This is a genomic window from Gilliamella sp. wkB292 (assembly GCF_001690235.1).
Lineage (GTDB): Bacteria > Pseudomonadota > Gammaproteobacteria > Enterobacterales > Orbaceae > Gilliamella > Gilliamella apicola_F.
In genome coordinates, this window is the sequence record NZ_LZGO01000062.1 from 72,321 (window position 1) to 92,209 (window position 19,889).

Annotated in this window: 14 protein-coding genes, 3 tRNA genes and 2 rRNA genes; 5 read left to right on the forward strand and 14 right to left on the reverse strand. The window is 35.7% G+C overall.

Annotation, left to right across the window (positions count from 1 at the left end):
- Positions 1-104: 104 nt before the first annotated feature.
- Positions 105-1,643: a murein biosynthesis integral membrane protein MurJ gene (gene murJ / locus A9G09_RS07585; protein WP_065634264.1), complete on the reverse strand. Its 1,539-nt coding sequence runs from the start codon at positions 1,641-1,643 to the stop codon at positions 105-107.
- Between the two features lie 294 nt (positions 1,644-1,937).
- On the opposite strand from murJ, the gene A9G09_RS07590 reads away from it, so the two are divergent.
- A complete protein-coding gene (locus A9G09_RS07590; protein ID WP_065634265.1) occupies positions 1,938-3,497 on the forward strand; it encodes an AbgT family transporter in 1,560 nt (519 codons plus the stop codon).
- Positions 3,498-3,520: 23 nt separating this feature from the next.
- Complete coding sequence (gene pepT, locus A9G09_RS07595; RefSeq protein WP_065634266.1) at positions 3,521-4,750, forward strand: peptidase T; 1,230 nt, start codon at positions 3,521-3,523, stop codon at positions 4,748-4,750.
- A gap of 702 nt (positions 4,751-5,452) precedes the next feature.
- On the opposite strand, the gene A9G09_RS07600 is transcribed toward pepT, so the two are convergent.
- From A9G09_RS07600 to znuA, 8 genes are all read right to left on the reverse strand, one after another.
- A tRNA-Lys gene (locus A9G09_RS07600) sits at positions 5,453-5,528 on the reverse strand.
- 137 nt (positions 5,529-5,665) lie between these two features.
- The gene (gene ybgF, locus A9G09_RS07605) at positions 5,666-6,409 is read right to left on the reverse strand and encodes a tol-pal system protein YbgF (protein ID WP_065634267.1); all 744 of its coding nucleotides are present in this window, start codon (positions 6,407-6,409) and stop codon (positions 5,666-5,668) included.
- 63 nt (positions 6,410-6,472) lie between these two features.
- On the reverse strand, positions 6,473-6,955 hold the full coding sequence (gene pal, locus A9G09_RS07610; protein ID WP_065634268.1) for a peptidoglycan-associated lipoprotein Pal: 483 nt from the start codon (positions 6,953-6,955) through the stop codon (positions 6,473-6,475).
- Between the two features lie 165 nt (positions 6,956-7,120).
- Entirely contained in the window at positions 7,121-8,416 is a 1,296-nt protein-coding gene (tolB, locus tag A9G09_RS07615; RefSeq protein ID WP_065634281.1) for a Tol-Pal system beta propeller repeat protein TolB, read from the reverse strand.
- A 429-nt stretch (positions 8,417-8,845) separates the two neighbouring features.
- The gene (gene mutM, locus A9G09_RS07620) at positions 8,846-9,655 is read right to left on the reverse strand and encodes a bifunctional DNA-formamidopyrimidine glycosylase/DNA-(apurinic or apyrimidinic site) lyase (protein ID WP_065634269.1); all 810 of its coding nucleotides are present in this window, start codon (positions 9,653-9,655) and stop codon (positions 8,846-8,848) included.
- 10 nt (positions 9,656-9,665) lie between these two features.
- Positions 9,666-11,987, reverse strand: coding sequence for a bifunctional glycosyl transferase/transpeptidase (gene mrcB / locus A9G09_RS07625; protein WP_065634270.1), 2,322 nt, complete (start codon positions 11,985-11,987; stop codon positions 9,666-9,668).
- 129 nt (positions 11,988-12,116) lie between these two features.
- A complete protein-coding gene (gene mepM, locus A9G09_RS07630; protein WP_065634271.1) occupies positions 12,117-13,478 on the reverse strand; it encodes a murein DD-endopeptidase MepM in 1,362 nt (453 codons plus the stop codon).
- 28 nt (positions 13,479-13,506) lie between these two features.
- On the reverse strand, positions 13,507-14,457 hold the full coding sequence (gene znuA / locus A9G09_RS07635; protein WP_065634272.1) for a zinc ABC transporter substrate-binding protein ZnuA: 951 nt from the start codon (positions 14,455-14,457) through the stop codon (positions 13,507-13,509).
- Between the two features lie 94 nt (positions 14,458-14,551).
- Between znuA and znuC the strand changes: the two genes are divergently transcribed.
- The 3 genes from znuC (at position 14,552) to A9G09_RS07650 (ending at position 17,779) form a co-directional block, all read left to right on the forward strand.
- Positions 14,552-15,319 carry a zinc ABC transporter ATP-binding protein ZnuC gene (gene znuC / locus A9G09_RS07640; protein ID WP_065634273.1) on the forward strand — a complete coding sequence of 256 codons (768 nt, stop codon included), beginning with the start codon at positions 14,552-14,554 and terminating at the stop codon, positions 15,317-15,319.
- A gap of 11 nt (positions 15,320-15,330) precedes the next feature.
- Positions 15,331-16,140 carry a zinc ABC transporter permease subunit ZnuB gene (gene znuB, locus A9G09_RS07645; RefSeq protein ID WP_065634274.1) on the forward strand — a complete coding sequence of 270 codons (810 nt, stop codon included), beginning with the start codon at positions 15,331-15,333 and terminating at the stop codon, positions 16,138-16,140.
- A gap of 115 nt (positions 16,141-16,255) precedes the next feature.
- A complete protein-coding gene (locus tag A9G09_RS07650; protein ID WP_065634275.1) occupies positions 16,256-17,779 on the forward strand; it encodes a YifB family Mg chelatase-like AAA ATPase in 1,524 nt (507 codons plus the stop codon).
- Positions 17,780-17,784: 5 nt separating this feature from the next.
- On the opposite strand, the gene A9G09_RS07655 is transcribed toward A9G09_RS07650, so the two are convergent.
- The 5 genes from A9G09_RS07655 to A9G09_RS13020 all read right to left on the reverse strand — a co-directional run.
- Positions 17,785-18,123 (reverse strand): DUF413 domain-containing protein, encoded by a 339-nt coding sequence (locus A9G09_RS07655; protein ID WP_065634276.1) that lies wholly within the window; start codon positions 18,121-18,123, stop codon positions 17,785-17,787.
- 132 nt (positions 18,124-18,255) lie between these two features.
- Positions 18,256-18,331 (reverse strand) — tRNA-Trp (locus A9G09_RS07660).
- Between the two features lie 8 nt (positions 18,332-18,339).
- Positions 18,340-18,416, reverse strand: a tRNA-Asp gene (locus tag A9G09_RS07665).
- A gap of 39 nt (positions 18,417-18,455) precedes the next feature.
- Positions 18,456-18,571: ribosomal RNA gene (rrf, locus tag A9G09_RS07670) — 5S ribosomal RNA — on the reverse strand.
- 152 nt (positions 18,572-18,723) lie between these two features.
- Positions 18,724-19,889, reverse strand: a 23S ribosomal RNA gene (locus A9G09_RS13020); the annotation flags it as partial.

The following is a 19,889-nucleotide window of genomic DNA, read 5'->3' on the forward strand; positions in this document are numbered from 1 at the left end:
TAACGGCATTTAGCTAATGTTCAGGCAATATTTAAAGCTAACTTCGCCGATAATATAGTTTATGTTCAACTACTAATATAATTTAGTAAATTAACTTTTATAAATCAGTCAATACGTTTAATAAAATGCTTTAATTTAAAACCCATTGCAATAAGTGATGCAAAATAGACAAAAACGCCAACAATGACCAGTAAAAATAACCGTGCCACACGCATTAGCATTGAACCCGTTGACCAATCAGGTAATAGTTGTGCGCCAAACCATAATACTATAGACATTAAAATGACTGCGATAATAACTTTAGTTAAAAATTTGTACCATCCTGGTTGTGGTTGATATAGTTGTTTTTTACGTAGCTGCCAAAACAGTAACCCTGCATTAAAACATGCCGCTAAACCAATTGATAATGACAAGCCAGCATGTTGTAGCGGACCTATAAACGCTAAATTCATTAGCTGCGTTAAAATAAGCGTAATAATGGCTATTTTAACTGGCGTTTTAATGTCTTGTCTGGAATAGAATGCGGGTGCTAACACTTTAATCAAAATTAGACCAAGTAAACCAATGGAATAAGCAACTAATGCGCGTTGCGTCATTAACGTATCATTTAAAGTGAATTGCCCATATTCAAAAAGTGTTGAAATCAAAGGTCGTGAAATAACCCCAAGCGCCACTGTACTTGGCAATGCCAGTAAAAAGCATAATCTTAATCCCCAATCCAACAATTCTGAATATTGTTGATGATGACCTTTCGAAAAGCTTTTAGCTAATGAAGGTAACAAAATTGTACCAAGAGCAACGCCAAGTACGCCTGCTGGAAATTCCATTAAGCGGTCGGCATAATACATCCAAGAAACCGAACCAGAAATTAAAAATGAGGCAAAAATAGTATTAATAATTAATGAAATTTGCCCAACAGAAACCCCTAAAATTGCTGGCCCCATTTGTTTTAATACACGCCAAACACCGTTATCTTTAAAATTAATACGCGGTAAAACCAGCATACCAATTTTTTTTAAAGCAGGAAGTTGATAAAGCAATTGTAATATGCCCCCAACGACCACTGATATAGCTAATGCTAACACCGGTGGATTAAAATAAGGCGTCAAAAATAGCGTAAATATGATCATGCTAACATTGAGTAAAGTTGGAACAAAAGCGGGGACAGAAAAACGATTCCAAGTATTGAGTATTGCACCAGCAAGTGACGCAAGCGAAATAAAAAAGATATAAGGGAAAGTAATTTGTAATAAGCTGGTGGCCAGTTCAAATTTTTCGGTAGACTCTTGCATAAAACCAGGTGCAGTTAACATAATGACAAAAGGTGCAGTTACTATGCCTATTAATGTCACTATAGCTAATACTAATGTTAGTAAACCAGCAACAAAAGCAACAAATGTACGAGTAGCATCAACACCTTGTTGGTTTTTATATTCAGCTAAAATTGGCACAAAAGCTTGTGAAAAAGCACCTTCGGCAAAAATACGTCGAAGTAAATTAGGCAATTTGAAAGCAACAAAAAACGCATCGGTTGCCATTCCTGCCCCAAAAAAACGGGCAATAATAGCATCACGTACAAATCCTAATACACGCGATACCATTGTCATAGAGCTTACGGCAGCTAAAGATTTTAAAAGATTCATATTTGATTTATATACAATGTATATAACTTAACACTGACAATGAAACATAGTCTACAAACTATTCGTTTAAAGCACCATGCTTTTTTCAATAAACTTAGTTTTAAAGAAAATGCTATTTTTGCAAACGATGACGAAGTTAATTTATAAAAAAGTCGAAGTAACATCATACTTATGTAAAAATAATTAAGGTTAACATAATGCTTAAGTATAAAAACAATACGCTTTTGCTTATTTACCTGCACTATAAATATGTGATAAATTGACGCCTCGAACAACATTTATCCTAATTTTTTTATGAATCAAACAACAAATCCGTCACCTATAAAAACAGGCGGCTTTTTAAATACTATTGAACGAATAGGCAACAAAATCCCCGATGTAACAACACTTTTCTTTTATGCTTTAGTTATCTGTTTTATTGCCTCTTTATTACTTTCTTTTGTCAGTTTCGATTACATCAATCCTGTTACCAAAGAAAAACTAGTTGTCGCTAATATGCTAGCGCCCGATCATTTAGTAACTTTTTTTACTAAAATGGTCCCAAATTTTGTTAGCTTTCCACCTCTTGGTATTACTATCGTTGCCACATTAGGTATTGGTATCGCTGAAAGTAGTGGCTATATTCATGTGTTGCTAAAAAAGTTATTGGCAGTTACACCTAAAAAATTGGTTACCCCATCAGTCATTTTTGTTAGCATGGTTTGTCATATTGCGTCCGACTCAGCTTATGTTATTTTAATGCCGGTATCAGCCATGATGTTTTATGCGACTGGTCGTCATCCTCTTGCGGGCATCGCTGCCGCTTTTGCGGGATTAGCAGGTGGTTTTAGTTCAAGTTATACACCATCAATTATCGATCCTATCATGCAAGGCTTTACCCAAAGTGCTGCACAAATCATCGATCCATCTTATCAAGTTAATGTACTTTGTAACTATTTTTTAAGTTTTGGCGGTACTTTTTTTGTCCTATTAGCTTGTTGGTTTGTTACCGATAAAATCGTTGAACCACGCTTAAATGCCAATATGCCAATAAATACTGATTTACAGTTAGATAACCTTGCTGATTCACCGGCCATCACCCCTATTGAAAATCGAGCATTTAAAGTTGCATCAATCGTATTTTTAGTCATCGCTGCTGGTTTAGTCCTTTTATTATTACCACAAGACTCTTTATTACGTGCACCTGATGGCAGCTTAACAAGTAATAAAGCACCAATTATGCAAATTATTGTGCCATTATTATTTGTATTTTTTGCAATTCCGGGATTGATTCACGGCTTTATTACTGGGGCATTTAAGTCTTCTCGCGATATTGTTAAATCGATGGAAAATATCACTAAATCACTTATTCCTTTTATTGTTTTTGCTTTCTTTTGTGCACAATTTCTATATGTGTTTTCTAATTCTCAAATAGGCACATTGATTGCAATTGGTGGCGCTGAGTTTTTGAAAGCGTTACATCTACCTTCAGTTGTAACAATATTTGGTGTGATCATTTTAACCAGTATGTTAAATGTGTTAATTACCTCTGCTTCATCTAAATGGGCTATTTTGGCACCAATTTTTGTGCCTATGCTGATGTCTGTGGGTATTTCACCTGAATTAACGCAAGCCGCTTACCGTATCAGTTCAGCAGTGAATGTAAGCACACCTATGTTTGCGTTTTACCCGCTAATTATTGCCTATTGCCAGCAATACTGCAAAAACACAGGAGTGGGCACATTAAGTTCTATGATGATTCCTTATACTGCCGCGCTGCTTATTGCATTAACTGTAAACTTGTTACTCTTTTGGTTCTTAGGTCTACCAATTGGGTTTGATAGTGGTTACGTTTATCCACCCGTAAATAATTAGTACCAATAAGAGGTCATTTTATTATGAATATTACTGAACAATTAGTTGAACGTTTTTTGCGTTATGTTAGTGTTCCAAGCCAAAGTGTAGTTGGATCTGCGCAAGTACCTTCTACTCCGGGACAAACCGAATTAGCTAAATTACTTAAGCAAGAACTGATTGAACTGAATTTGCAAGATGTACATCTTGATGAGCACAGTATTGTTACGGCTAAATTACCGGGCAATAATCCACATGCGCCTAACATTGGTTATGTTGCTCATTTAGATACGGTGGATGTAGCCTTATCAGATAAAATTCACCCTCAGCGAGTTACCTTTAATGGTGAAGATATTTTATTAAATAAAGATAAAGATATCTGGTTTAAAGTTAATGAACACCCTGAATTAAATAAATACCTTAATCAAGAATTGATTGTCACTGATGGCACAAGTGTTCTAGGTGCAGATAACAAATCTGCAATTGCAATAGTTATGACAATGTTAGATCAGTTACAAAAACAAAATTGTACTCATGGTGATATCTATGTGGCTTTTGTACCTGATGAAGAAGTCGGTTTAAATGGTGCTAAAAAACTTGATTTGAACCGTTTCAAACCTGACTTTGCTTATACTATTGATTGTTGTGAGTTGGGTGAAGTGGTGTACGAAACATTTAATGCTGGCTCAGCAATCATTGATATTACAGGGGTATCTGCCCACCCAATGTCAGCTAAAAATGTATTAATCAATCCTATACGCGTTGCAAATGATATTATTAATTGTTTTGACAGTTTCGAAACCCCTGAACACACAGAAGGTAAAGAAGGCTATTTTTGGTTTAATGATATCGTTGGTAACCAAAGTACTACGACACTAAAAATGAGTATTCGTGACTTTGATTTAGCAAAATATCAAGCTCGTAAAGCATATATTCAAGACGTAGTAGACTTTATTAGTCGTAAATATCCAAGAGCTAAAATTGAATGTAAAATTACAGACACTTACAGTAATATTGCCAACTATTTAGGTGATGATCGTCGCTGTATCGATTTAATTTATCAATCATTTGAACAATTGAATATTGAGCCTAATACTATTGCTATGCGTGGTGGTACTGATGGTTCGGCACTATCAGCCAGAGGATTAACCACACCTAATTATTTTACAGGTGCTCATAACTTTCACTCTTGCTTTGAATTTTTACCATTATCATCGTTCCTTAAATCATTTGAAGTAACAATGAAAATCATCGAATTAGCAAATAAAGTTTGATCATCTAATTAAAGAGGGAAATTATTCCCTCTTTAATTAGACATTGTATCAATGAGTTGCAGCTTTCTGTTTTCAACTTTAGTCTGAATTGAAATCAATCAATAAACACACTATAAAATCTATCAATCATTTAGCAAACTACAGCACCCTATATTTATAACTTACCGTCATAATAAAGGCGCATGGCTTACCAGACATACGACTTCAACGTTAATATTCTTTACCTAACAAATTAGTTAAAGCGAATAAGGCTTATAAAAATCGCGATAAATAAACCTATAACTTTCATTTTATACTGTAAATCCAGAGCATTTAGATTGATTATTATTATTGATTTTTAATCCTATAAACCTATTTTTATGAGGTAGATAACCAATACCAAAGTAACCTCAATTTTTAGTGACATCAGATAAGTATTTATCTTTATTAATAGGTTTTTTTATCGTTATAAAAATGAATCAAGCTCATAGAAAATAGGGCATGAGGTTTAAGTTAGGTGATTACTCAAAAAATACTATTTTTAGTAATATTTTTTAGCTTGCAGGATAATTTCACTGAATAAAAATGTTTACTTTAGCTATTCAAGTCTAATACTAAGTAAAGTTGAAATCTATTCTAAACTAATTAATATCGAACTGATTCACTGGAGTTTAATATTTTTTAAATTGGTCTGTTTTGGTATTTGAAATATCAAAAGAAAGATGGTGGGTCGTGAGCGATTCGAACGCTCGACAAACGGATTAAAAGTCCGCTGCTCTACCGACTGAGCTAACAACCCATTTTAGATAAAAACTGCAATGTGCTTTAGAATTAAAGTTACAAGCAATTTCGGGTTGCTATATTACTTACTATTCTCAAGCAGTGCAACCCTTTTCTTGCTTTTTGCATCCAATAGCTGGTTATTTATACATTTTACTAAAGTGATGCTAATTTTTTATTAGCAAGATCAACGGTATTTTTATCTTTAGGATATTTACTGACAACTTGTTGGAAAACGGTTTTAGCAGTTTTTTTATCGCCTTTATCCAATAAAATTATACCGACCTTATAAAGGCTATCTGCCGCTTTAGGAGAAGCTGAAAAATCTTTTACGACTGTCGCATAATAAAACGATGCTTTATCTTTTTTCCCTTCTTTATAGTAAAGTTGACCTAGCCAATAATTTGCATTAGCTAGGTAACTTGACTTTGGATAAGCTTCAATGAACTTTTGAAAAGCAGCGATAGAATCACTGTTTTGTTTACCCTCAGAAACATATTGCATGATAAAGTTATAATCGGCTTTATCATTACCTGACGTTGTCCAACTTGATAAGTCTGAAGATGGCGTAGTTGATTGAGAATCAGTAGATGGAGCGGATGCAGGTGAAGACGAATTATCTTGTGAAGAATTAGTATTTGATGAGAATCCTGAACCACCAACCATTTGTTGAAGAATCATCTTTTGACGTTCTATAGTTTGGTTGAGTTGGTATTTAGTTTCTTCCAATTGACCACGAAGTGTATCCAAATCTGATTGTAAATCACTAATTTGTTGCTGATTTTGTATTAATAATTGACCTTGAGCTTGAACCGTTCTATCTAGCTCAGAACTACCAGCGGCACAACCATAACCGGTAAACAAAAGAAATAAGAACAATATGAGTGTTTTTTTATACATATTATATACTCGGCGTGAACTTTAAAATAAAACGGCTGAATTATCAGCCGTTATCACAAGCTATTAATAACCAGGGTAGGTTACTACAGCACGACGGTTTTTAGCATAAGCTGCTTCGTCATGACCTAATACAGCTGGTTTTTCTTTACCATATGATACTACTTGTACTTGTGAGCCAGAAACACCATTACCTTGTAGGTATGATTTAACTGCGTCAGCACGACGTTCACCTAAAGCGATATTGTATTCTGGTGTACCGCGTTCATCGGCATGACCTTCAACAACTACGTTTACAGAAGAATTTGCACGCATAAATTCTGCATGTGCATTTAATAATGTAGTATATTCAGATTTAACATTATATTTATCAAAATCAAAATATACAGTATTAGTTTGTTGTAATCTGTGAAGTTGTTCTAAAGCTTCTTTTGATAAAGAACCGTTTGCACTACCGCCAGCATTACTGCTTTTGCTTGATGAACATGCAGTAAGTGCGATTAATGGTAAAGCAACCGCAGCTACTTTAAGAAATTTAGAAAATTGCATTGTATTAACTCCTTTGTGTTTGAATAAATTATTATTTATATTTTATTTATCTGACTACTCAGTAACAATTATTACTAATTAGTCAGATTAGCGTTATATATTATAACGACCTAACATTTTGTACAATTTTAATATTCATAATATCGATTAAATTTTAATCTCTTCTTATAAATAAGGTGACCAAGCAGGGAATTTCACCTGTCCGTCAGTTGCTGGTAATTTAGCTTTGAAGTTACCATCAGTTGAAACCAAATTCAAAATTGTACCTAATCCTTGTGTTGAACTATAGATGATCATAGTACCATTCGGTGCAATACTTGGTGTTTCATCTAAGAATGTATCAGTTAAACGTTGATAAGTACTTGTTGACATATCATAACGAGTAATATGTTGTTCACCATTATTAGTCGAAATCATTGCAATGAAAGAACCGTCTGGTGCAACGCGAGCATTTTGATTTTGGGTATTATCCCATGTTAAGCGTTGTGATGTTCCACCATTAATATTGATACTATAAAGTTGAGGTCTACCTGCCTGATCTGATGTATAAACAATAGTTTGGCTATCTGGCATCCATGATGGTTCAGTATCATTACTGCGACCTGATGTAATTTGTGTGATTTTTTTAGAGCCCAAATTCATAACATACAAATTCAAACTCCCATCTTTAGATAAGGCGAACGCTAATTTACTACCATCAGGAGAAAATGCAGGCGCACCGTTATGTTTAGGGAAAGAAGCAACAGTTTCAGAAGCCCCACTATCTAGTGTTCTGATTACTAATGATGAATGACCGCCCTCAAAAGTTACATACGCTAATTTTTTTCCATCTGGTGACCAAGCTGGTGACATTAATGGTTCCTTAGAACGATGTACTGTCATTTGATCAAAGCCATCATAATCAGATACTCGCAATTCGTGAGTAAACGGTCCTTTAGTTGTTTTTACAACATAAGCTATACGCGTTCTAAATGCACCTTTGATACCAGTTAGTGATTCGAAAATTTCATCACTAGCTGTATGTGCAGCATAACGTAACCAACGTTTTTCGATAGAGTATTGATTTTGAGCTAATACCGCACCTGGGCGAGTTACGGTATCAATTAATTGGTAACTGATAAGATATTTTCCAGAGGCATCAGGTTGAATAGTGCCCACAACTACGGCAGAAACACCTAGTTTACTCCATAATGCAGGGTTAACTTCTGAAGGTGATGTTGGTCTTTGTGGCATGCTGCTCACATCAATAGGATTAAATTTACCACTATTACGTAAATCTGAAGCAACGATGTCTTCTATAAATTGTGGAGGCTCGCCCGAACCCGTCCATTTAAAAGGCACCACAGCTATTGGCTTAGCAGTACTAACGCCATCGGTAATAATAATGCGAACTTCTGCATTCGCAATCATTGTATAAAATAACACAAAAAAAGTTATCAAAAAGCGAGAAGCAAATTTGATCATCTTAGATTCCTTAATAAAAACAAAATAAATTGCGTTAAAAATAAATGCAAACAAGAAATAACGCGCAAGAAAAATCCGTGATTTTTTAATATATTACAATCATTTAGTACTATATATTAAACTTTATAAAAGATTAAAACTTTTATAGTCAGAAAGATAGCCGATATCGCGTAACAAGTCCATACTCTTCAAAATAAAAAGATTTTCAAAATATTAACTTTTTACCTACTAGCTATTATCAATACATTTAAGATTAACAATTATGACTAAGTGATTAGTTGTATATACTAATCCGATTTTATTAAGGTTTAAAGAGGAATAATATACAATATTTAGACAAAATTATTTGATTGTCCAGTTCAAAAATATCAGTTGTTATATATAAACAACAAAAACATAACATAATGATTTATTATTATAAAATAATCATTTTTGGCATATCTCACAATAAAATGTATTACGTTGCCCTATTTTTTGTGACTTTATTTCGGTTTGGCAAAGATAACATTTTTCGCCATCTCGACCATACACTTGCAATTTTTGAGCAAAATAGCCAGGCTTACCATCTGATTGAAGAAAATCTTTAAGGGTTGTACCACCTTGTTCAATCGATTTAGACAAAACATGTTTAATAGCTATCACTAACTGTTCAAATTCGAATAAAGATAAAGTATTTACTTTACGATTAGGGTTTATTTTTGCCATAAACAGTGATTCTGAAGCATAAATGTTACCAACCCCCACGACTATATGGTTATCCATAATGAACGTTTTAATTGGCACATGCCGATTTTGAGCTTTTGAGAATAAATATTTGGCAGTCAATTCATCACTTAATGGTTCAGGGCCTAGATGCAGTAATTGAGTAACGTGGTCAAGGTTTTTTGCCCAAAGCCAAGAACCAAAACGCCTTGGGTCGGTATAACGTAATATCACACCGTTTTCAAGAGTTAAGTCTACGTGATCATGTTTAGCAGCTTGTTGAGGATTTAATAACACCCTTAAACTACCAGACATACCTAAATGAATAATAATCCAATTATTAGGTAACTGGAGCAACAAATACTTTGCCCGTCGTTTTACATCTAAAATTTCTTGGCCATGAGCGTTAAAAATAGCTTCACTTATAGGCCAACGCAATTTAGGTTGCCGAACAACAATTTGCTTAATGGTTTGTCCTTTAAGATAAGGCAGAATTCCTCTTTTGGTTGTTTCAACTTCAGGTAATTCAGGCATATTTATTTACTCAATTATTTAACATATCAGTGACCCAAGTTGGTGCTTGCTGTCCTTGCATGGATTGATTATTACCCGAACACAAACTCTGAGGGTTAATAGTCCAAGCAGGTAACGTTCTACTACCACTGCCGTCACATTGCCATTTGCCATTACTATCAATAGGTATCATAAAAATATTTTGCGGCATTGGTAATACCAATTTTTTCGGAGGATTATTTTGTAAATACTCACTATAAATCTTCAATGCACCAGTTGCGCCGGTTAATTTCATCGGGGAATGATCATCAAGTCCAATCCAAATGACAGCAACATTTTTACCATCAATGCCAGTAAACCAGCTATCACGAGAATCATTACTTGTCCCTGTTTTTGCAGCTAACTTAAATCCACTATATTTTGTTTTTAGCGATCGCGCAGTACCGGATTCAACAACTTGTTGCATAGCATAAGTTGTAAGAAAAGCTGATTGTTGAGAAACAGATTGTAACTGTTGAGGGTAACTTTGATAGACCAATTCGCCTTTATCAGTTAATACGTATCTTAAAATGGTAAGCGGAGATCGTTGCCCATTGTTAGCAATTGTTTGAAACATCTGCGCTGTTTCTAAGGGAGTTAACTCCAAAGCACCGAGTAATCGTGATGGTAGATTAGGAATACGATCTGACGGTATGCCTAAGGCTTCTAATGTATTTTTACTTGCATCCAATCCCAAAGCCATCCCTAAATTAACAGTGGGCACATTAAGTGAGAGTGCTAATGCATCAACTAGCATCACTCTATCACGGAATTTACGATCATAATTTTTAGGTTCCCAATACGTGCCATTATCAAGTTTAATTGATATTGGTGTGTCATTGAGCCAACTATTTAATTGATAGCGATCCGGTTGGCCTAATGCTGTTAAATAAGTGGAAGGTTTAGCTAAAGAACCAATTGCTCGCCTTGTTAGCCAAGCACGATTATAACCTGGGTAACGAGGCTCTGCACTACCAATAATGGAACGAATTTCGCCCGTTTCTCGACTCACAACGACCATAGCTGTTTGTAAATCTTTATTCGTTGATTTACGCAAAGCATCTATTTCATTAGTAACAGCTTGCTCCGCAGCAGCTTGAGCAACGGGATCAAAGGTGGTAAAAATCTTCATGCCTGATAGGTGATCAGCTTTGTCACCTAATTGTTTTCGTAATTCGCTACGAACGACTTGCATAAATGCAGGTTGAGGAGAAATAACCCCACCTTTAGGTAAAACTGAAAGTGGACGCTGACTTAATAAATTATAAAGCTCATCATCTATAATCCCTTGTTGTTCTGTCAGTTTTAAAACAACATTTCGACGTTCAATCACTTGCTGTGGCTGTGTCCATGGATTATACAGTGATGCACCTTTTACCATACCCACTAAAACAGCTTGTTGATCTAAGGTTAATTCATTAACGGGACGACCAAAATAGTAAAGACTTGCTAACGGAAAACCATGAATCTCTTCACTGCCAGCTTGTCCAAAATAGACCTCATTTAAATAGAGTTCTAATATGCGTTCTTTACTGTAGCGAGCATCTAAAATTAATGCCATATACGCTTCTCGTATTTTACGAGATAAGCTGCGTTCATTAGTCAAAAAAAGATTTTTAACCGTCTGCTGGGTCAAAGTACTTCCGCCCTCAGTACGTCCTGTAGTGAGGTTAACAAAAATTGCTCGTCCAATCGAATATAAACTAACACCATGATGATCATAAAAACGTTTATCTTCTGTAGCGATTAATGTTTGCAGTAAAGAATCAGGAAATTCTTTTAATGGAACAAACAGTCGCTGTTCTCCATTTGGAGAGTGCATCATGGTGATTAATTTTGGATCAATGCGTAGTAAGCCAAAATCACGCCCAGTATCTAAATTAGTAATGCGATCAACGCGGTTTTCATAAAACGTTATTTTGACACGAAATGCTTGTTCTTCACCATCTGGAAAAGTAAAAGGTCGACGGTAAATTTCAATAGAATCATTACTAACAATAAATTCACCTGGGCGGGTGGCTTTAGTATCTTGCTGACGATACTGCGCGCCCACTAACATACTAACGACATCACTTAAACTATATTCACTATCAGGTTCAAGATCGATGATCTGACCATAAACAGCAGCTGGTAATTCCCATACGTTACCATCAATTCTCTCTTTGATTTGTTGATCAAGATAAATACCGTAAATAACGGTCACCGCAGCAAAAATAAGAAAAAGTTTAAACAATAACGACCAAAGTCTTCGCTTTAGTGTCACTTTATTTTTTTTAGCTTTTTTATTGGCTCGTTTTTGAGTTGATGTATTCAAACTGCACCTAAAATTTAAATTTTATGAAACTCGTCATATAATAACACAGTTTTTAGCCGATATTACGGCATTGTTTGTGTAAAGAGTTTGAAGTAAGTATCCAGTTTAGTAGTTAAAAAATCACAAGCTTTAAAAAACAAGTTGTGATTTAATATCTTTAACTTTTTCTATGAATGCTTTTTTAGATTTACCAGTCAATCCTTCCGAAATTGGTAAACTTGCAGTTAACGGATTAACGGGTTTGTTATTAATATGTAATTCAAAATGTAAATGTGGACCTGTTGAACGACCAGTATTACCTGATAATGCTATTTTTTCACCTTGTTTTACTTGTTGACCTGGTTTGACTAAAATCTTGTCTAAATGCATATATGTGGTCATATATTGTCGACCATGGCGGATAGCGACATAATTACCTGCTGAACCACTATATTTGGCAATCACAACCTCACCATTACCAACAGATAAAACAGGCGTACCGCGAGATACAGCAAAATCAACACCATTATGAGGTGTAACAACACCTGTAACGGGATGTAAACGACGAGGATTAAAATTGGACGATACTCGCGCTTGCTTAGCTAAAGGATACCGAAAAAAGCTTTGTGATAAACTGCCACCAGTAATATCATAATACTTACCATCATCAGCTAATACGGCATAATAATCTTTGCTACCATTTTTGATTCTAACGCCTAATAGTTGACTGTTAGATAAACGTTTACCATGCATTTCTCTCGATAATACTACCGAAAATTTATCACCAACTTGCAAGCGTCTAAAATCTAATCGCCATTGTAATGCTCGGGTTATAATGCCTATTTCACTACTAGTTAAACCACTTTTACGCGCATCTGCGACAAAATTAGCTTTAATTTCACCTTTAATAACAACATTTTCTGGAACGGCTTCTGCCGTTTCTGAACTTTCAATAAATTTATCGCCTGATTTTTCATATATACGAATATTGTTACTAGAAATGGTCCAAGTAAAACTTTGTAGATTATGATCATCATCAGTTGTCCAACTAACTTGTTGACCTATTCTTAAATTTGCTAGTTGTTTGAATTTAGTGGTTAATTGATAAACATCATTTTTATTAACATTATAGCGTTGCAAAATATCATGCAAAGTATCGCCGCGCGCAATAGTATATTGCACCGTGTTGTCTTTATCATCAATAATGTCATCTAATTCATCTTTAGCAATCTCATCTTCGGGAACATCTGATGATTCAGTAACCTCTTCATTTTTAGATTTTCCACCGACCACTTCTATTCGACCATCACCTACAACAACAGGAGAATTTACGTCATCGGTGACAGTCGTTTCTGCTTGAGGAGTGAGAGGAACATATTCCGTACGATCCAAATTAAGTGGTCGCCATAATATGGTAAATAAAATAACAATAAGAAGGACGCCTAATACTGAAAAATAGGGAGTTTTAAATTTATTTTTTTCAATACTAGGGGATTCAATCTTTCGTGCCAAAATTAACCTTAACTATTTATTATCTAAACTAATTTTTATCTAAACAATCCAACAGTTGCTGTGTTAATCTCAATAAAAATTGTGAATAGGCATTTTTTGATAAAGCGATATCTGTACCTAAGGGATTCAATTCCCCAATTCGAACATCAGTTCCATTCACTAATTTTTCAATAACTGCAGGGCTAAACTGTGGCTCTCTAAATACACATACTGCTTGATGTTCTTTTAACTCTTGTTTAATCGCATAAACCGTTTGAACACCGGGCTGTACTGCTGGATTTATGGTAAAACTTCCTAGGTTTTTTAATCCGAACTGTGACTCAAAATACCCGTAAGCATCATGAAACACAAAATACCCGCTATTTTGTACGTTAATCAGTTTTTTTGCAATGCTTTGTTCTGTTTCAGCCAGTTTAATCGTGAATTCGTTTAGATTTTCATCAATTAAATCTCTTTTATCAGGATATAAGTCGATAAGCTTATCGTGCACGGTCTTTGCAATGATTTTTGCTATCTGTGGAGAAAGCCATATATGTTCATCATATGAACCATGGTGGTCATGTTCATCATCTGAATCTAATTTTCCATGCTCATGATTTTGAGTACCAGTTCTAAGTAGTTTTTTGATGTCTGGTATCTCCATTAATTCTATTTGTTTGTCTTTATCTATACCTTTTAAAACGGTCGGCATAAAAGCTTCTAAATCCTCCCCGACCCAAACCACTAATTGTGCTTGTTTGATTTTAACTAAATCAGAAGGTTTTAAAGAATAAGTATGGGGGGAAGCACCATCGGGTAATAAAACATCAGTCTCAGTTACACCATAAGTTATAGCTTGAGTTATAAAACCAATAGGTTTGACTGAAGTTAAAACATCGGCATTTGCACGAGTAGCAATACTTTGCGTGATAAATAGCAAACTTGGTAGTATCAAAATCCGCAATAACTGTTTAAAATTTAGTGATATATATTTTTTCACATTATTACCTTATATTTATAAATATATGATATTATAGATGCATTAATTGTTATAATATAACATAACATGTCGGTGAGCAAGGATTTACACTAAGATGACACAGCTAATTTCACTTGATAGGGTTTCGGTTGAACTTAACCAACAAAAGATATTAGATAATGTTTCGTTTACTATCAGTACGAATCAAATCGTAACCTTACTTGGACCAAATGGCGCAGGTAAATCAACATTAGTCAAAGTTATCCTTGGACTAACCCCTTATTCCTCTGGAATAATCAATCGTTCCGACAATTTAACAATTGGATATGTTCCTCAATCCATTAAATTAAATCCAACTTTACCCATTACTGTAAAACGGTTTATGCAGCTAAATAAACGACTTAATAATGATAATATCCTAAAAGTCTTAACAATGGTTAAAGCAGAGTATTTAATCGATAAATCAATGCACCAGCTATCAGGCGGCGAATTACAACGCGTTTTACTTGCGCAAGCCTTAGCTAAACGCCCACAATTACTAATTCTGGATGAACCTACGCAAGGCGTTGATGTTAACGGACAAGTGCTATTATATGATCTCATCATTAATGCCAAAAATGAGTTTAATTGTGGAGTATTAATGGTTTCCCATGATTTGCATATTGTTATGGCAAAGACAGATGAAGTGATTTGTTTAAATCACCATGTTTGTTGTTCAGGAACGCCTGCTATTGTTTCTAATGATCCTGAATTTATTTCTCTTTTTGGTCAACATGGCGCGTCACAAATTGCTGTTTACAAGCATCATCACAACCATCAACATGATCTTTGTAAGCAAGATGATGATGATCATCATAATAATTGCGTTACATGCTCTAATTAGGACAAAAAACTATGATTGAGTTACTATTACCTTCTTTATTAGCCGGTTTGTGTCTGACAACGGTAACCGGGCCATTAGGTACTTTTGTTGTTTGGCGCAGAATGTCATATTTTGGTGATACTTTATCCCATGCAGCTTTACTTGGTATCGCTTTTGGCTTCTTATTACATATTAATTTATTCTATTCTGTTATTTTTATTACGCTTATTCTAGCTTTAGGATTACTTTGGTTAGAAGCGCAAAAACAATTACCAATAGATACATTGCTAGGGATATTAGCCCACAGCGCACTTTCTCTAGGCTTAGTCGTAATTAGTTTAATGAATAATATTCGTATCGATTTAATGGGATACTTATTTGGTGATCTTTTATCCGTGACGTTTATTGACGTCTATCAAATTATAATTTGTGTTGCATTAATAGGCATTTTATTATTATGGCGTTGGAATGATTTTCTTTTTATTACTGTTAGTGAAGAATTGGCATTTAGTCATGGTATCAACATTCAATTCACAAAACTGCTTTTAACGTTATTATTAGCTTTAACAATCGGAATTGCAATGAAGTTTGTTGGGGCTTTAATTATTACATCATTACTGATAATTCCTGCTGCAACCGCAAAATACTATTCTAAAACACCGGAAGCAATGGCACTAATTGCAATTATCATTGGAATGTTATCGATCATTTGTGGTTTATTCTTCTCACTAATTTATGACACGCCGACAGGACCATCGGTTGTATTAAGTAATACCTGTTTATTTTTTATATCATTGCTTGTTTCAAAATTATTTTTTGGTGAAAAAACCAGTAAAATCTGAAAAAATTAAATATTTTTTGTGACTAAAAACGAATTAATTAAATTGGTTAATTTAAATATTACCTATAGTAATTAAGGTAATAACACAAATTAATCATTTAATTAAAGTAAATACTATGTCACTTGCAATTATTTATACTCGAGCATCAATAGGTATACAAGCACCTCAAATTAATGTCGAAATTCATATTAGTAATGGATTACCAGGATTTGTCTTAGTTGGTCTTCCTGAAGCAACTGTTAAAGAAGCGAAAGATCGCGTTAGAAGTGCAATTATTAATAGTGGTTTTACTTTTCCTTCCAAAAAGATCACAGTTAACTTGTCCCCCGCAGATCTTCCTAAAGAAGGCAGCCGTTTTGATTTACCTATTGCCATCGCAATTCTTGCAGCTACTGCACAAATTCCAACAGATAAATTACTACATTATGAGTTTTTAGGTGAACTCGCTTTATCTGGTGATATTCGAGCAGTAAAAGGGGCAATTCCAGCAGCTATTGCATCACAAAAGAAAAGACGTACATTGATTATATCCGCAGAGAATCAATCTGAAATCTCGTTGATACATCAAAGTAACACCTTAATCACTAATAATTTGATAGAAGTCTGCCAACATTTATCAAACCAGACAAACTTATCATCAGTAGAATATCGCGAATACGAAAATAATTGTAATACCGATAGAAATTTACAAGATATTATTGGGCAAGAACATGCTAAAAGGGCACTAGAAATAGCAGCAGCTGGTGGGCACAATCTATTATTTATAGGACCACCAGGAACAGGTAAAACAATGCTAGCGACAAGGCTTACATCACTGTTACCACCACTCTCAGATGAAGAAGCCTTAGAAAGTGCAGCCATAACCAGTTTAGTTAGTGCAAATGGAACAATTAAAAACTGGCGTCAAAGGCCTTTCAGGGCACCTCACCATAGTGCTTCAACTGCGGCATTAGTTGGCGGTGGTTCAATTCCCAAACCGGGTGAAGTCTCTTTAGCACATAATGGCGTGCTATTTTTAGATGAGTTACCTGAATTTAATCGAAAAGTACTAGATGCGTTAAGAGAACCAATTGAATCAGGGGAAATTATTATTTCTAGAGCTAATGCTAAAATCAAATTTCCAGCAAGGTTTCAACTTATTGCTGCAATGAATCCGAGTCCTACAGGTCATTATCAGGGAACGCATAACCGTACAACACCACAACAAATTATTCGTTATCTGAATCGTCTTTCAGGACCTTTTTTAGATAGATTTGATATTTCTATAGAAGTACCACTTTTACCTAAAGGAACCTTAAGTAAAAAAGTAACAATAACGGAAACGACTGAAATAGTAAAGAAAAGAGTATTAGAAACACGAAACAGGCAATTAAAAAGAAGTAATAAATTAAATAATCAATTAAACTCTAACGAAATTCAATGCTATTGTCAGTTATCGGAAGAAGATAATGAGTTTTTAGAACAAGCTTTAATAAAATTAGGACTATCAGCAAGAGCGTGGCATAGAATTTTGAAAGTATCACGTACAATTGCCGATTTAGATTTGTCTGATACCATAGAACGAAAACACATTTCAGAAGCACTGAGTTATCGTTCTATGGACAGGTTATTAATTCAATTACATAAAAATATTGGCTAATGATATTAATCATCAGTATCAACAAAATCATCAGCAACATCTACTTGTGGTTTGCCGCCTGATAATGTATGAAAACGTTTTGGTTTATTAATACGGGATAAATATTTTAACCAAGCTTTTTCAAATTCAGTGGAAGGTTCTTTTTTTCCTTTACAGACAGCAACAAATGACTTTTCTTCAGCTGTAACAGGCTTTCTAATTTCTGTATCCAAATCTTTAAAAGCACAGCCATGCTTTTCTAAAATTTGAGCCTCTTTAATTGTAAAATCTCCATGGCGAGAAAATCCTCTAGGATAATTTTTATTATCAAAAAAACGTTGTTGACTTATAAAACTTTCAGCCATCTTATATCCTCTAAGTTGTAAAAGTAGTTGGGCGGGAATTATAATTAACTAAGTCAATCTGTAAACAAAATTTTTTTATTTATACTTGTAAAAACGACTGAACGGCTAAAATTAAGGCAAAACAATTATTTTTGGCAGGGGCGGAGAGTCTCGAACTCCCAACACCCGGTTTTGGAGACCGGTGCTCTACCAATTGAACTACGCCCCTAAATAAGGTGGCGGAACGGACGGGGCTCGAACCCGCGACCCCCTGCGTGACAGGCAGGTATTCTAACCAACTGAACTACCGCTCCACCGTATTTGGTGTGTCTATATAAAGCTAAAATTTAAAAGTCTGGCGGCACCCTACTCTCACATGGGTAATACCCACACTACCATCGGCACTACGGCGTTTCACTTCTGAGTTCGGCATGGGGTCAGGTGGGACCACCGCGCTATTACCGCCAGACATATCCTGTCTTCTCTTTATCTCAATTGACAAACATTATCACATATCTTCATCAATCGCTCAATCCGGAACAAACTGTTTTATCAATCTTTAACCATCTTTCGATGACTTCTTACTCTCAACTTCGCGTATCCAAAACAACTCCGAGTTGTAAGGTTAAGACTCTCGGTTCATTAGTATCAGTTAGCTCAATGTATCACTACACTTACACACCTGACCTATCTACGTCTTAGTCTCAAACGGACCTTACTGATTCTCATCAGGGAAAACTCATCTCGAGGCTAGTTTCGTGCTTAGATGCTTTCAGCACTTATCTATTCCGCACGTAGCTACCGGGCAATGCAATTGGCATCACAACCCGAACACCAGCGGTGCGTTCACTTCGGTCCTCTCGTACTAGAAGCAAACCCTCTCAATTTTCCTACGCCCATGGCAGATAGGGACCGAACTGTCTCACGACGTTCTAAACCCAGCTCGCGTACCACTTTAAACGGCGAACAGCCGTACCCTTGGGACCTACTTCAGCCCCAGGATGTGATGAGCCGACATCGAGGTGCCAAACACCGCCGTCGATATGAACTCTTGGGCGGTATCAGCCTGTTATCCCCGGAGTACCTTTTATCCGTTGAGCGATGGCCCTTCCATTCAGAACCACCGGATCACTATGACCTACTTTCGTACCTGCTCGAGCCGTCACTCTCGCAGTCAAGCTAGCTTTTGCCATTGCACTAACCTCCTGATGTCCGACCAGGATTAGCTAACCTTCGTGCTCCTCCGTTACTCTTTGGGAGGAGACCGCCCCAGTCAAACTACCCACCAGACAGTGTCCCTTACCTCGATTCAGAAGTATAGGTTAGAACATCAAACATTAAAGGGTGGTATTTCAAGGTCGACTCCACACACACTGGCGTGCATGCTTCTTAGTCTCCCACCTATCCTACACATTAAGGCTCAATGTTCACTGTCAAGCTATAGTAAAGGTTCACGGGGTCTTTCCGTCTTGCCACGGGTACACCGCATCTTCACGGCAATTTCAATTTCACTGAGTCTCGGGTGGAGACAGCCTGGCCATCATTACGCCATTCGTGCAGGTCGGAACTTACCCGACAAGGAATTTCGCTACCTTAGGACCGTTATAGTTACGGCCGCCGTTTACTGGGGCTTCGATCAAGAGCTTCTGCTTACGCATAACCCCATCAATTAACCTTCCAGCACCGGGCAGGCGTCACACCGTATACGTCCACTTTCGTGTTTGCACAGTGCTGTGTTTTTATTAAACAGTTGCAGCCAGCTGGTATCTTCGACTGATTTCACCTAC

Excerpts from the sequence above, each read along its gene's own strand:
- znuB (WP_065634274.1), top strand. The coding sequence starts at position 15,331 with ATGATTGAGTTACTATTACCTTCTTTATTAGCCGGTTTGTGTCTGACA.
- ybgF (WP_065634267.1), bottom strand. The coding sequence starts at position 6,409 with ATGTATAAAAAAACACTCATATTGTTCTTATTTCTTTTGTTTACCGGT.
- pal (WP_065634268.1), bottom strand. The coding sequence starts at position 6,955 with ATGCAATTTTCTAAATTTCTTAAAGTAGCTGCGGTTGCTTTACCATTA.
- mutM (WP_065634269.1), bottom strand. The coding sequence starts at position 9,655 with ATGCCTGAATTACCTGAAGTTGAAACAACCAAAAGAGGAATTCTGCCT.
- A9G09_RS07650 (WP_065634275.1), top strand. The coding sequence starts at position 16,256 with ATGTCACTTGCAATTATTTATACTCGAGCATCAATAGGTATACAAGCA.
- murJ (WP_065634264.1), bottom strand. The coding sequence starts at position 1,643 with ATGAATCTTTTAAAATCTTTAGCTGCCGTAAGCTCTATGACAATGGTA.
- A9G09_RS07590 (WP_065634265.1), top strand. The coding sequence starts at position 1,938 with ATGAATCAAACAACAAATCCGTCACCTATAAAAACAGGCGGCTTTTTA.
- A9G09_RS07655 (WP_065634276.1), bottom strand. The coding sequence starts at position 18,123 with ATGGCTGAAAGTTTTATAAGTCAACAACGTTTTTTTGATAATAAAAAT.
- znuC (WP_065634273.1), top strand. The coding sequence starts at position 14,552 with ATGACACAGCTAATTTCACTTGATAGGGTTTCGGTTGAACTTAACCAA.
- pepT (WP_065634266.1), top strand. The coding sequence starts at position 3,521 with ATGAATATTACTGAACAATTAGTTGAACGTTTTTTGCGTTATGTTAGT.